Here is a 13,201-nt window from a genome sequence, read left to right on the forward strand (position 1 = left end):
TTGATATTGGATAATATGGAAATGAATTGATATTAATCAAATTAATGAAGAATTAATTAAAATATGCGGATGTTATCACTTATCCAAATTAATAACGTCAGCAATAAATAGAATCATTATGAAGAAAATCATCGATTTTTCGGATAGTAAAAAATCCTGAACTGACACAATTAGGCCAGTTCAGGAAATCATTTAATGAATCTAACGTTTTTTGTTAATTAACGTTTTTTACTAAAGGCGGCGGCCAATGCATCACTCATCGCGCTATTGGCTAAAGGCGCAGAACCTGAACGCGAAACAGGGCGGTTTCTGCCATTGCCGTTACGATTATTGCGATTTTGACGGTTGCCTTCTTGGGAGCTACGGCGTGCTTGAGTTTCACCAGGTTGCTCATCAAGACGCATGGTTAATGCAATACGCTTACGGTTGAGGTCAACATCCATCACCTTCACTTTCACGATGTCACCTGTCTTAACGATGGTGTGTGGATCTTCCACAAAGCGATCGGAGAGGGAAGAGATATGAACCAGACCATCCTGATGAACACCGATATCCACGAATGCACCAAAATTGGTCACGTTAGTTACCGTACCTTCCAAGATCATGCCTGCTTGCAGGTCGTTCATGGTTTCAACCCCATCGGCAAATGTAGCAGTCTTGAATTCAGGACGCGGATCGCGACCTGGTTTTTCCAGCTCTTTCAGGATATCGGTGACGGTCGGGAGCCCAAATTTTTCGGTCGTGAACTCCTGGGCGCTCAGGTTACGCAAATTAGCAGGGTTGCCCATCAGTTCAGACAAGGTCTGCTGGGTTGCGGCCAGGATTTTTTCAACGACGGGATAAGCTTCTGGGTGCACTGTTGAAACATCCAGCGGGTTATCACCTTGATTGATACGCAGGAAGCCTGCGCATTGCAGGAAGGCTTTTGGTCCCAGACGGGTCACTTTCAATAGCTGATTACGGTTGTCGAAACGACCGTTTTCATCGCGCCAGTTAACAATATTTTGAGCAACAGTGCGCGTCAGGCCAGCAACGCGAGTCAGTAAAGCGACAGAGGCGGTATTCAGGTCAACACCGACGCTGTTTACACAGTCTTCAACCACGTTATCCAGTTTTTTCGCCAGCAAAGTTTGGCTGACATCATGCTGGTATTGACCAACACCGATGGATTTAGGTTCGATTTTCACCAGCTCAGCCAGTGGATCTTGCAAGCGGCGAGCGATGGAGACGGCACCACGCAGGGAAACATCCAGATCAGGGAACTCTTGCGCAGCTAATTCAGATGCGGAATAGACAGAGGCTCCCGCTTCGCTGACGACCACTTTCTGTGCCTTAACGTCAGGATACTGTTTCTGAACGTTGACAAAGAAACGCTCTGTTTCACGGGATGCGGTGCCGTTGCCAATAGCAACCAGTTCCACTTGGTGTTTGGTGCACAGTGCTGCGACGGTAGCAGCCGCTTTGTTTTCCTGTCCGGTGTGCGGATAAATGGTATCGGTGGCAATCAGTTTGCCTGTCGCGTCAACCACGGCGACTTTTACCCCTGTACGCAAACCCGGGTCCAGGCCCATTGTTGCACGCATACCTGCAGGCGCAGCCATCAGCAAGTCATTCAGGTTACGGGCGAATACGTTAATAGCCTCGTTTTCGGCTTTCTCACGTAGTGTGCCCATGAGTTCGGTTTCCAGATGCAGCAGCACCTTGATGCGCCATGTCCAGCTCACCACAGCTTTGCGCCAATTGTCAGCCGGTGCATTGTTCAGGCGCAAATTCAGGTGATCGGTAATAATTTGTTCGCAGTGACTCTCTTTCGGTGCTTCCTCAAATTGTGGGTCCGCATTCAAAGAGAGTTGCAGGATACCTTCGTTCCGTCCACGGAACATGGCAAGGGCGCGGTGGGAAGGAACCGTCGCGATGGCTTCGTGGTGATCGAAATAATCGCTGAATTTCGCGCCTTCTTCCTCTTTACCTTCGATAACCTTAGAAACCAGGTGAGCATTTTTCCATAAATATTCACGTACCTTCGCCAGCAAGGTTGCATCTTCGGCAAAACGCTCCATCAGGATATAACGTGCGCCGTCCAATGCTGCCTTGGTATCAGCAACGCCCTTGTCAGTATTGACATAGGCCGCCGCTGCCAGTTCTGGCTCTTGTTGCGGATCTTGCCAAAGTAGATCGGCCAGAGGCTCCAATCCGGCTTCGATGGCTGTTTGTCCACGGGTACGGCGCTTAGGTTTATAAGGCAGGTACAGATCTTCTAACTCAGTCTTGCTGAGTGTCGCGTTAATCGCTTCTGCCAGCTCAACGGTTAGCTTTCCCTGTTCCTCAATTGATTTCAGGATAGTTTGACGGCGGCTGGACAGTTCACGCAGATAGCCGAGTCGGCTTTCGAGTTGGCGGAGCTGTGTGTCATCCAGACCACCGGTGGCCTCTTTACGGTAACGGGCGATAAAGGGAACCGTATTTCCCTCATCAAGCAGGGAAATGGCAGCTAGGATTTGCTGTGGTTGAGCCTGTAGCTCACCGGCAATGATTCGACTTAAAGATTCATTCATGGTCTGTTTTCTTCAACTTCTTTAGGGCCTGGAGATATCCTGCGACATCATCAGACAGAGCCGGATAAGATCAAATTTCATCTGAAACAGTATCGGCATGGTTCAAACTGGCTCCATTTATACGTGCTGAGCGCGATAATTTCCAGTTTAGCGCGATATTTCAATTATGTTGCAGCAGAATTCATCAAATATCTTCTGAGTTGGGATTGGGTTGATGAGAGTTGATAAGATATAGTACTGCGCCATTAATCATCTTTTCTCAAGTGAGTTTTTCATGGCCAAGAGTCACTATATTACCCGAGAGGGTTGGCATGTACTTGATCAGGAATTGAAATATCTTTGGAAAGTTGAACGCCCTAAAGTGACCCAAGCTGTTTCAGATGCTGCTGCATTGGGGGATCGTTCAGAGAATGCAGAGTACATTTATGGTAAAAAAAGGTTAAGGGAAATTGACCGCCGAGTGCGTTTTTTGTCCAAGCGTCTGGATATTCTGCAAATTGTCGATCCTGATCCGCGACAAGAAGGGAAAGTCTTTTTTGGGGCATGGGTAAAAGTTGAAAACGAGTATGAGGAAGAACACCTATTTCGTTTGGTGGGACCGGATGAATTCGATCCTGCAAAAAAATGGATTTCCATTGATTCTCCGGTGGCGAGGGCGTTACTGGGTAAGCAGGTTGATGATGAAGTCACGGTGATGACACCGAATGGCGTAGTGACTTATTGGATACTGGAAATTAGTTATCAGCCTTTGGCATAAGTTGCCTTAAAATACATGCGGTTAAGTTTCTATTAGCATTATGAGTTTTCTGTGAAAGTGATGGATGTTGCGGGCATGGAGCATCTTAGGAGCTGAAACATGCAAGAGAATTATAAAATCCTTGTTGTTGATGATGATATGCGCTTGCGGGCGTTACTGGAACGTTATTTATCCGAACAAGGATTCCAGGTGCGTAGTGCCGCAAATGCAGAACAGATGGATCGTTTATTGACCAGAGAATCCATCCAATTGATTGTACTGGATTTAATGTTGCCGGGTGAAGATGGGTTGTCTATTTGTCGCAGGCTGAGAAGTCAGCATAACGCGATCCCGATCATCATGATATCCGCGAAAGGGGAAGAGATTGATCGGATTGTTGGGCTTGAAATTGGCGCTGATGATTATCTTGCCAAGCCTTTTAACCCGCGTGAATTGTTAGCACGTATACGTGCTGTCCTGCGGCGACAGACGAAGGAACTGCCGGGGGCGCCGACGCCGGATAATGCAGTGATCAAGTTTGGGAAATTTAAACTTGATCTTGGAACACGTGAAATGTTTCATCGAGATGAGTTGTTACCTTTGACGAGTGGGGAATTTTCTGTGTTGAAGGTGCTGGTTTCTCACCCACGAGAGCCATTATCACGGGATAAGTTGATGAATTTGGCTCGGGGGCGAGAGTATGGTGCGATGGAGCGTTCCATTGATGTCCAGATTTCCCGTCTGCGCCGCCTGATTGAAGAAGATCCTACCCATCCACGTTATATCCAGACGGTCTGGGGGCTGGGATACGTTTTTGTTCCTGATGGAAACAAGGTATGAAAAAGCCCAGTGTGAAAAAGTTTTGGCTTTCTCTGCGTACTTTGTGTTTTCGTGTCCTGTACTTAGTGCTGGGCAGCTTGCTGTTCAGCACATTGATCACCTTACTGCTGGTGGTATTAGAAGCACTCCCTTTTAACGCGGTATTTCCCTATCTCTTTATCAGTGTTTTTGCGATGGCATTGTCTGTGTTTATGGTGTTCTGGCGATATTCCGCTATCCAGAAACACTCATTGAAGGCGATGCAAAAAGCCGTTATCGACATAAGAAAAGGAAGAAGAGGTTCATCAGTGCCTGAAATGGGGATGCCCGCGATTCGTGCCGTCATTAGGGCGCTTAACCAATTGTCGGTAGAGCTGAAATCACAGGAAAGCGATCAGGCGGTATTAATAGCTGGCGTAAGCCATGACTTGCGCACTCCGCTTACCCGTATCCGTCTGGCGATGGAAATGATGGAGGGAAAAGATGATTTTCTGACAGAATCTGTCCATCAGGACATTGAAGAGTGTAATGCCATGATTGATCAATTCATTGATTATCAGCGAGCGGGGCAGGAGATGCCGATGACATGCTGTGAATTGAATGGGTTGCTTGAAGAGGTGATTACAGCAGAGCAGCGTTGTGCCGCAGATACAGATATTGAAAATCGTTTAGCGACAAGTTCGATTTTCATTTTAGCCCATCCCTTTTCCATCAAACGTGTACTGGTCAATTTGTTTACTAATGCCCGTCGTTACGGCAATGGGTGGATCCGCATCAGTAGTGGCTCAACAGAAAAATTTGGCTGGTTTCAAGTTGAGGACAACGGCACTGGAATGACGAAAGAAGAAGCCGCTGTTTTATTCCAACCTTTTATGCAGGGAAATAATAGACGTGAAATAAATAGTGGTGTGGGGCTAGGGCTGGCGATCATCCGCCGTATCATTGATAGCCATGGGGGAGATATTCAGGTGGGGAGCAGTGAAAAACAGGGGCTGTCCATTCGTATATCTATTCCGTTGAATAAAAGATGAAAATCGCATTGAACGCGAAATAAGGTATTGTCGAAACCACCTGTCATAAAAATGTCATAATTCATACATCTTATTGTCATTGAATTCGCCTATTTTCATTATTGAATCATTTTGTTACCTAAAAATCAGACTGTCAGTGATACCTGACATTTGTGTTTCATTAATGATGCATATCCAGTAGGAAATCCAACAGGAGATAGTATGAAATTAATGCGTACCACCGTGGCGAGTATCATGGTTGCTGTATTTGCCATGACATCCCTGTCTTCATTCGCGGCCACCAGCCTGACCGGGGCGGGTGCGACGTTTCCTGCACCGATATATACCCAATGGGCGGATTCTTATCAGAAAGAAACGGGCAACAAAATCAATTATCAAGGCATTGGCTCTTCTGGTGGTGTAAAACAGATTGTTGCCAATACGGTCGATTTTGGTGCCTCTGATGCCCCACTTTCTGATGAAAAATTGGCGACTGATGGCTTATTCCAGTTTCCAACTGTCATCGGTGGGATTGTGCTGGCGGTGAACATTACCGGTGTTAAAGCCGGTCAGTTGGTTCTGGATGGTAAAACACTGGGTGATATTTATCTGGGTAATATCAAAAAATGGAATGATCCAGCGATTACCAAGCTGAATCCCGACCTCAAATTGCCAGAGCAAAATATCGCTGTGGTTCGCCGCGCTGACGGCTCAGGGACCTCCTATGTTTTCACGAGTTACCTGTCCAAAGTGAATAGCGATTGGAAACAAAAAGTCGGGACGGGTTCGACCGTCAAATGGCCAACAGGATTGGGCGGTAAAGGTAATGACGGGATTGCTGCATTTGTTCAGCGTCTGCCGGGCTCGATTGGTTATGTCGAATATGCCTATGCGAAGCAGAATCACCTGGCTTATACCAAATTGGTTTCAGCGGATGGTGCCGTGCTAGCGCCGACCGAAGAGAATTTTAGTGCAGCGGCCAAAGGTGCGGATTGGAACCGCAGTTTTGCGCAGGATCTGACAAACCAGAAAGGCGATCATGCGTGGCCAATTACCTCGACTACATACATTCTCATCCACAAAAAGCAGGCAAATGCTGCCAACGGTGCCGAAGTGCTGAAATTCTTCGATTGGGCTTATAACAATGGCAAACAACAGGCGAAAGATCTGGATTATGCCACCCTGCCGGAAGAAGTGGTCAGCCAGGTGCGTGCAGCATGGAAGAGCAATCTCTCCTTTTATTAAGGGGAAATAACCTAAAGTGAGAATGAAGCGTATGGCCGAACGGAAAACGGCACTGAAAGCACCGAGCAGAAAGGGTGACATTATTTTCAGCGCCTTGGTGAAGTTAGCGGCGCTGTTAACTTTATTTCTGCTGGGAGGCATTATCATTTCACTGATCATTGCTTCCTGGCCGAGTATACAAGCATTTGGTTTTGCTTTCTTATGGAGCAAAGAGTGGGATGCACCGGCAGGGGTATTTGGCGCATTGGTACCGATTTATGGCACATTGATGACTTCGTTAGTTGCCCTGATTATTGCGGTTCCCGTGAGTTTTGGTATTGCCCTGTTTCTGACAGAATTGTCACCAAACTGGTTAAAACGTCCATTGGGTATGGCGATTGAGTTATTGGCAGCGATCCCCAGTATTGTTTATGGCATGTGGGGGTTGTTTGTTTTCGCTCCGCTGTTTGCTACTTATTTCCAGCAACCCGTTGGTGATGTGCTCTCCAGCATTCCCATCGTAGGGGCGCTATTCTCCGGTCCTGCTTTTGGCATCGGCATTCTGGCGGCGGGTGTCATTCTTGCCATCATGATTATCCCCTATATCGCTTCTGTCATGCGCGATGTGTTTGAACAAACCCCCGTGATGATGAAAGAGTCGGCCTATGGCATCGGTTGTACAACATGGGAAGTGATTTGGCATATTGTCTTGCCTTATACCAGGAATGGTGTGATTGGCGGTGTGATGTTGGGACTTGGCCGGGCATTGGGAGAAACAATGGCAGTCACCTTTATTATCGGTAATACCTACCAACTTGATAGTTTGTCTCTGTATATGCCGGGGAACAGTATCACTTCTGCATTGGCAAATGAATTTGCTGAGGCTGAATCTGGCCTGCATACCGCCGCATTGATGGAACTGGGGCTGATCTTATTTGCCATCACCTTTATTGTGCTGGCGTTGTCAAAATTAATGATTATGAGTCTGGCAAAAAATGAGGGGCAGCGCTGAGATGACAACCGTCAATGAGCAACCTTCACATTTAGTCAATACAGTAAACGAAACGGAGATGAAAAGTCGTCGCCGTATGCAGTCATGGCGTCGTCAGAAAAATCGGCTGGCGCTGATGTTATCCATGATGACGATGGCATTCGGTTTATTCTGGCTGGGCTGGATTTTGATCTCCACCGTCACTAAAGGGATTGATGGCATGTCGCTGGCGTTGTTTACTGAAATGACACCGCCTCCGAATACCGAGGGCGGTGGGTTGGCAAACGCCATTGTGGGTAGCGGCTTGCTGATCTTCTGGGCGACGGTGTTTGGTACGCCATTGGGAATTATGGCAGGCATTTATCTGGCGGAGTATGGTCGCCATTCATGGCTGGCAGAAATCATCCGCTTTATTAATGACATCTTGCTTTCAGCCCCTTCGATTGTTGTCGGATTATTTGTCTACACCGTTGTGGTAACGAAGATGCAACATTTTTCAGGGTGGGCTGGAGTAATGGCACTGGCACTGTTGCAGATCCCTATTGTGATTCGCACGACGGAAAATATGCTGAAATTAGTGCCGGATAACTTGCGTGAAGCCGCTTATGCCTTGGGAACACCGAAATGGAAAATGATCTCTGCCATTACGTTGAAAGCTTCGATATCAGGCATTATGACCGGTGTGTTACTGGCTATTGCTCGTATCGCTGGTGAAACGGCTCCATTGTTGTTCACCTCGCTTTCCAACCAGTTCTGGAGTACCGATCTTAACCAACCGATGGCAAACTTGCCTGTCACCATTTTCAAGTTTGCCATGAGTCCATTCTCTGACTGGCAGCAGTTGGCATGGGCGGGAGTATTGCTGATCACCCTGTGTGTATTGCTCATTAATATTGTGGCGCGTGCGCTGTTTGCGAAGAAAAAGCACTAATATTTTTTCAACGGAATAAAAGCAGAAGGTATTCAAGAGATAAATATTGATGAATAAGGCTAATGACGTTATTTCAGTAAATAAAATCGCAGAAAGTAAAATTCAGGTGCGTGATCTGAATTTCTATTACAGCAAGTTTCATGCGTTGAAAAATATTACGCTGGATATTGCACAAAACAAGGTAACGGCATTCATCGGGCCATCGGGCTGTGGCAAGTCCACATTACTGCGTACTTTCAACAAAATGTATGAATTGTACGGAGATCAGCGCGCTGAAGGTGAAATTATTCTGGATGGCACCAATATCCTGACAGACACGCAAGATATTGCCTTGCTACGCGCCAAGGTTGGGATGGTTTTTCAGAAACCAACACCATTTCCGATGTCCATTTACGACAATATTGCTTTCGGGGTGCGCCTGTTTGAAAAACTGCCCAGAACAGAGATGGATGAACGAGTCCAATGGGCATTGACCAAAGCGGCATTGTGGAATGAAACCAAAGATAAATTACACCAGAGTGGGCATAGCCTTTCTGGTGGCCAGCAACAGCGTCTGTGCATCGCCCGTGGTATTGCCATTCGTCCAGAGATCTTGCTGTTGGATGAACCTTGTTCGGCACTTGATCCCATCTCGACAGGACGCATTGAAGAGTTAATTAGTGAACTGAAATCGGAATATACCGTCGTGATCGTCACCCACAATATGCAGCAGGCGGCTCGCTGTTCGGATTACACCGCATTTATGTACCTGGGTGAACTAATTGAATTTAGCGACACCGATAGATTATTCACCACACCGAAGATGAAACAGACCGAAGATTACATTACTGGCCGTTACGGTTAATACGGGGGATAGCAAAATATGGACAATCTGAATCTCAGCAAACATATCTCCGGTCAGTTCACTGCTGAACTGGAACATATTCGTACCGAATTGATGACAATGGGCGGTTTGGTGGAAGAACAGCTCAGTAAGGCGATTCTGGCGATGCACAACCAGGATGAAGTATTGGCACGGCAAGTGATTGAGGATGACCAGAAAGTCAATATGATGGAAGTGGCGATTGATGAAGCGTGTGTCCGCATCATTGCAAAACGCCAACCGACGGCCAGTGACCTGCGCCTGATCATGGTTATTTCAAAGACCATTGCTGAACTGGAGCGCATTGGCGATGTTGCCAATAAGATCTGTAAGACTGCGCTTGAAAGATTTTCACATCAACAGCAATCTTTGCTGGTTAGCCTGGAATCACTGGGGCGTCATACGATCCAAATGTTGCATGATGTGTTGGATGCCTTTGCCCGTATGGATCTGCAAGAAGCCATCCGTATCTACCGTGAAGACAAAAAAGTCGATCAGGAATACGAAAGTATTATCCGCCAGCTTATAACTTACATGATGGAAGATCCCAGAACCATTCCGAATGTTATGACGGCTCTCTTCTGCGCCCGCTCTATTGAGCGCATTGGTGACCGTTGCCAGAATATTTGTGAATTTATCTTCTATTACGTCAAAGGACAGGACTTTCGCCATATCGGTGGTGACAATTTGGAAAAATTACTGACCCAAAAAGAATAGTTATTATTCTAAAATTGAATAAATATAGTATTTTATATTATTTCAGGTGCTATATCTAAATTGATAGCTTTTGTTGATATATAAAAATTAATAACCAACAGGGGTGTACAATGAAGATTGGCAACAAATCTCGCGTAGCGGTTACTGCTCTGCTGACCAGCTTGGCATTGGTTTCAGGAGTGGCAAAAGCAGATAAACTTGATGATATTAAAAAAGCTGGCACGGTACGTATTGCAGTATTTGACAGTAACCCACCATTTGGTTTTATCGATCCGCAAACGAAAAAATTGGCAGGCTATGATGTCGATATCGCCAATGCGATTGCCAAAGATTTAGGGGTGAAGCTGGAGCTGCGACCAACGAATCCAGCAAACCGCATTCCTCTGCTTTCTTCCAAAAAAATTGACTTAATTGCTGCTAATTTCACGATCACTGATGAACGTGCAAAACAAGTTGATTTTTCCATCCCTTATTTTGCAACTGGTCAGAAATTCATTGCCCGCAAAGGTGTTTTGACCAAGCCGGACGATATTGCCAAACTGCGCATTGGTGCAGACAAGGGGACGGTGCAGGAAATCACCTTACGTGAGCGTTATCCAACAGCCAAAGTGATCTCATATGACGATACACCATTGGCATTTGCGGCTCTGAGAAATGGCAATGTCCAGGCGATCACGCAGGATGATGCGAAACTGGTCGGCTTGCTGGCAAACGTACCGGAAGCACAGAAAGCCGATTTTGAAATTTCCCCTTTTAGCATTACTCGTGAATATCAATCAGTTGCGGCCGCTAAAGGGGAAACGCGATTAGTTGATTCAGTTAACCAAACCTTACTGAAATTGGAAAAAGAGGGTGAAGCAGAGAAAATCTATAACCGCTGGTTTGGCCCGGAAACGAAATCCGCTCAACCGCGGGGTGATTTTAAATTTGCTCCGTTAGCAGATCAGGCAAAACAGTAATGTTTGTTTAGTGCTTCCATTTAAGAACACCAATTGATTAGCCCCGTTATTGCGGGGCTTTGCTGTTTGTTTATGCGGTGAATGATATGTTTGAGCAATTTATTACCGAGCATTTACTGGCTCCTGAATATCTTCTATGGCTTTGGCAGGGATTTCTGATCACCCTGTGGCTTTCTGCCTGTGTCATTATCTCCTCCACTTTATTGGGTTTTGTGATTGCCGCGATACGGGATAGCCAAATCAAGCCACTGCGCTGGCTGGTTACGGCTTACACTACGGTATTTCGTAACACGCCTTTGTTGGTACAGCTGTTTTTCTGGTATTTCGCTTCCGGGCAAATTTTGCCACAAGAGGCAATGATATGGCTGAACACGCCGCACGACACAATAATTTTCGGTCTGACACTGGAATGGCCATCCTTTGAATTTCTGGCGGGATTCATCGGACTCACTCTCTATTCAGCTCCGTTTGTTGCAGAAGAATTGCGTGCGGGCATTCAGGGCGTTGGACGCGGACAAAAATATGCAGCCCATGCATTGGGTTTAACAGGCTGGCAGGCCATGCGTCATGTTGTATTGCCACAGGCATTGAAAATAGCTATGCCACCCTTATTGGGGCAATACATGAATATTGTCAAAAATTCATCATTAACCATGGCGATTGGTGTGGCAGAACTCTCCTATGCTTCTCGTCAGGTGGAAACCCAATCTTTACAAACCTTTGAGGCATTTGGTGTGGCGACAGTGCTTTACATTGCCATTATTGCTGTGATGGAAGGCTGGGGACAATGGCGCCAACAGAGAACCTTGGCGAGAGGGTATTGATATGGATTTTACTGTTATTGCAGAAAACTGGCGTTACTTGTTATTAGGAACCTTTCCCGATGGGCCGTTGGAAGGGGCGGCATTGACGCTAGTAATCAGCATCATAGCGGGGACGATCTCCATCGTATTGGGTATTCTGGGTGGCGTTGCTCTGGCAATGTTGCGCGGTTTTTGGGCCAATTTATTGGCAGCAATACTGGGTTTCTTTCGCGCCATTCCGGTCATTATGCTGATTTTCTGGACATATTTCTTGTTGCCTGTCGTATTGGGGATGGAGATCCCTGAAATTACGACCGTTGTCTGTGCTTTGGCATTGATTACTTCGGCTTATTTAGCACATGGTGTCAAAGCGGGAATTTTAGCGATTGGTGATGGTCAATGGCGGGCAGGGTTATCACTGGGTTTCAATCGTTGGGAAGTCCTGTGGCATATCGTTTTGCCGCAGGCGTTGCGTATGATGGTGCCTTCATTTATCAATCAGTGGATTGCGTTAATCAAGGATACTTCATTGGCTTATATCGTTGGCGTGGCGGAATTGTCATTTTTGGCGACTCAAGTGAATAATCGCAGCATGGTTTATCCGATGGAAGTCTTTTTATTCGTTGCGTTGGTTTATTTTGTGATGTGTTTATCACTGGAATTGATTGCCAATTATGTTGCCCGTCACTTCTCAGTGAGGCGTAAAAGTACAAACAATATTCGGATTTTGACGTAAAAAGTTTTGACCGTGGCGCCTCAAAATTAATATCTGACAGATATTTTCATTGTTGTATTCATTCCCTGTTGTGAGGCAGGGATTGTTTATTTATATACTAATCGCCTTTCAATATGCGTCTTATATCTCCCCGCATGGCGGGGAGATATAAAAAATCACATTGATTTACAAGCTGGAATATTCTGTTAATCATTGTATTCAGGCTGAGGTTATTTATTATAAAAAATAATTAACTCCATGAACCGCTTCCGCCACCTACACCTGCTATAAGGGAGATTGCGAGACCGCCGAAGGAGCCAAGTAAATAGCTATCTGAATCAAAGAAATGTAAACCAAAGGATACAGGCGTTGCCTCAAAAGCGAAATGTACAGTATCAGAATAAAGAGTGTCTAGATCGTCTGTAAAAATAAATCCTTGTATAGTTGCAAAGCCAGGAGTCGTCAGCCCCCCTGCTTGCCCGCGAAAAGATTTTTTATTCTCAATAAAATCTGGGCGCAGGTAAAACTTCAGATAAAAAATCAAGCTTTCTACATGGCCTCCAGCCGAATATGCATCTACTTTTTGAGAGGCTATTTTTGTCACAGCTTCATTAATCTTTTTGGGTTCTAGCTTCCCTTGCATAGTTTGTTTAAAATTTTCAATAAGTTTTAGTTTTATTTCATTTTTTTCTAATTCGTTCATAATATTACCTCTTTTATAGTTTATTGAATGTAGAGAAAAAATAATATCTATACCCATCTCACTTCAAGATGCATATTGTTTCTCCCCGCGAAGCGGGGAGAAACAATGAGTTATGTTGTCTTATAATGAGCAACTTGAAAGGTAACGTGTATAAAATATATGAATATTATTATTTG

General features: G+C 45.6%; 13 protein-coding genes. 11 read left to right on the top strand and 2 right to left on the bottom strand.

Annotated features, from left to right (window positions below):
* Positions 1–218 precede the first annotated feature (218 nt).
* Positions 219–2,555 (bottom strand): Tex family protein, encoded by a 2,337-nt coding sequence (locus IQ211_RS07420; RefSeq protein WP_189759707.1) that lies wholly within the window; start codon positions 2,553–2,555, stop codon positions 219–221.
* 274 nt (positions 2,556–2,829) lie between these two features.
* Here IQ211_RS07420 and greB point away from each other — a divergent pair, with 274 nt between their 5' ends.
* From greB to IQ211_RS07475, 11 genes are all read left to right on the top strand, one after another.
* Positions 2,830–3,312, top strand: a complete 483-nt coding sequence (greB, locus tag IQ211_RS07425; RefSeq protein WP_189759706.1) for a transcription elongation factor GreB — start codon at positions 2,830–2,832, stop codon at positions 3,310–3,312.
* A gap of 99 nt (positions 3,313–3,411) precedes the next feature.
* On the top strand, positions 3,412–4,131 hold the full coding sequence (gene ompR, locus IQ211_RS07430; protein WP_189759705.1) for an osmolarity response regulator transcription factor OmpR: 720 nt from the start codon (positions 3,412–3,414) through the stop codon (positions 4,129–4,131).
* Positions 4,128–5,141: an ATP-binding protein gene (locus IQ211_RS07435; protein WP_189759704.1), complete on the top strand. Its 1,014-nt coding sequence runs from the start codon at positions 4,128–4,130 to the stop codon at positions 5,139–5,141. The genes ompR and IQ211_RS07435 overlap by 4 nt, the downstream gene beginning before the upstream one ends.
* 201 nt (positions 5,142–5,342) lie before the next feature.
* The gene (gene pstS, locus IQ211_RS07440; RefSeq protein WP_189759703.1) at positions 5,343–6,365 is read left to right on the top strand and encodes a phosphate ABC transporter substrate-binding protein PstS; all 1,023 of its coding nucleotides are present in this window, start codon (positions 5,343–5,345) and stop codon (positions 6,363–6,365) included.
* Positions 6,366–6,396: 31 nt separating this feature from the next.
* A complete protein-coding gene (gene pstC, locus IQ211_RS07445) occupies positions 6,397–7,356 on the top strand; it encodes a phosphate ABC transporter permease PstC (RefSeq protein WP_189759725.1) in 960 nt (319 codons plus the stop codon).
* Position 7,357: 1 nt separating this feature from the next.
* The gene (pstA, locus tag IQ211_RS07450; protein WP_189759702.1) at positions 7,358–8,266 is read left to right on the top strand and encodes a phosphate ABC transporter permease PstA; all 909 of its coding nucleotides are present in this window, start codon (positions 7,358–7,360) and stop codon (positions 8,264–8,266) included.
* 49 nt (positions 8,267–8,315) lie between these two features.
* Positions 8,316–9,110, top strand: a complete 795-nt coding sequence (pstB, locus tag IQ211_RS07455) for a phosphate ABC transporter ATP-binding protein PstB (protein WP_189759701.1) — start codon at positions 8,316–8,318, stop codon at positions 9,108–9,110.
* Positions 9,111–9,128: 18 nt separating this feature from the next.
* Entirely contained in the window at positions 9,129–9,845 is a 717-nt protein-coding gene (gene phoU, locus IQ211_RS07460; RefSeq protein ID WP_189759700.1) for a phosphate signaling complex protein PhoU, read from the top strand.
* A 110-nt stretch (positions 9,846–9,955) separates the two neighbouring features.
* Positions 9,956–10,804: an ABC transporter substrate-binding protein gene (locus tag IQ211_RS07465; RefSeq protein WP_189759699.1), complete on the top strand. Its 849-nt coding sequence runs from the start codon at positions 9,956–9,958 to the stop codon at positions 10,802–10,804.
* An 86-nt stretch (positions 10,805–10,890) separates the two neighbouring features.
* On the top strand, positions 10,891–11,628 hold the full coding sequence (locus IQ211_RS07470; RefSeq protein WP_189759698.1) for an amino acid ABC transporter permease: 738 nt from the start codon (positions 10,891–10,893) through the stop codon (positions 11,626–11,628).
* Position 11,629: 1 nt separating this feature from the next.
* Positions 11,630–12,343: an amino acid ABC transporter permease gene (locus IQ211_RS07475; protein ID WP_189759697.1), complete on the top strand. Its 714-nt coding sequence runs from the start codon at positions 11,630–11,632 to the stop codon at positions 12,341–12,343.
* A 229-nt stretch (positions 12,344–12,572) separates the two neighbouring features.
* On the opposite strand, the gene IQ211_RS07480 is transcribed toward IQ211_RS07475, so the two are convergent.
* A complete protein-coding gene (locus tag IQ211_RS07480) occupies positions 12,573–13,025 on the bottom strand; it encodes a VapA/VapB family virulence-associated protein (protein WP_189759696.1) in 453 nt (150 codons plus the stop codon).
* Positions 13,026–13,201: the final 176 nt, after the last annotated feature.

This window comes from Xenorhabdus griffiniae (genome assembly GCF_015163655.1).
Lineage (GTDB): Bacteria > Pseudomonadota > Gammaproteobacteria > Enterobacterales > Enterobacteriaceae > Xenorhabdus > Xenorhabdus griffiniae.

Bases quoted from the DNA above. Each gene is read 5' to 3' on its own strand.
- IQ211_RS07465 (WP_189759699.1), top strand. From the start codon at position 9,956: ATGAAGATTGGCAACAAATCTCGCGTAGCGGTTACTGCTCTGCTGACC.
- IQ211_RS07420 (WP_189759707.1), bottom strand. From the start codon at position 2,555: ATGAATGAATCTTTAAGTCGAATCATTGCCGGTGAGCTACAGGCTCAA.
- phoU (WP_189759700.1), top strand. From the start codon at position 9,129: ATGGACAATCTGAATCTCAGCAAACATATCTCCGGTCAGTTCACTGCT.
- ompR (WP_189759705.1), top strand. From the start codon at position 3,412: ATGCAAGAGAATTATAAAATCCTTGTTGTTGATGATGATATGCGCTTG.
- IQ211_RS07470 (WP_189759698.1), top strand. From the start codon at position 10,891: ATGTTTGAGCAATTTATTACCGAGCATTTACTGGCTCCTGAATATCTT.
- IQ211_RS07480 (WP_189759696.1), bottom strand. From the start codon at position 13,025: ATGAACGAATTAGAAAAAAATGAAATAAAACTAAAACTTATTGAAAAT.
- pstB (WP_189759701.1), top strand. From the start codon at position 8,316: ATGAATAAGGCTAATGACGTTATTTCAGTAAATAAAATCGCAGAAAGT.
- IQ211_RS07435 (WP_189759704.1), top strand. From the start codon at position 4,128: ATGAAAAAGCCCAGTGTGAAAAAGTTTTGGCTTTCTCTGCGTACTTTG.
- greB (WP_189759706.1), top strand. From the start codon at position 2,830: ATGGCCAAGAGTCACTATATTACCCGAGAGGGTTGGCATGTACTTGAT.
- pstA (WP_189759702.1), top strand. From the start codon at position 7,358: ATGACAACCGTCAATGAGCAACCTTCACATTTAGTCAATACAGTAAAC.
- pstC (WP_189759725.1), top strand. From the start codon at position 6,397: ATGGCCGAACGGAAAACGGCACTGAAAGCACCGAGCAGAAAGGGTGAC.
- IQ211_RS07475 (WP_189759697.1), top strand. From the start codon at position 11,630: ATGGATTTTACTGTTATTGCAGAAAACTGGCGTTACTTGTTATTAGGA.
- pstS (WP_189759703.1), top strand. From the start codon at position 5,343: ATGAAATTAATGCGTACCACCGTGGCGAGTATCATGGTTGCTGTATTT.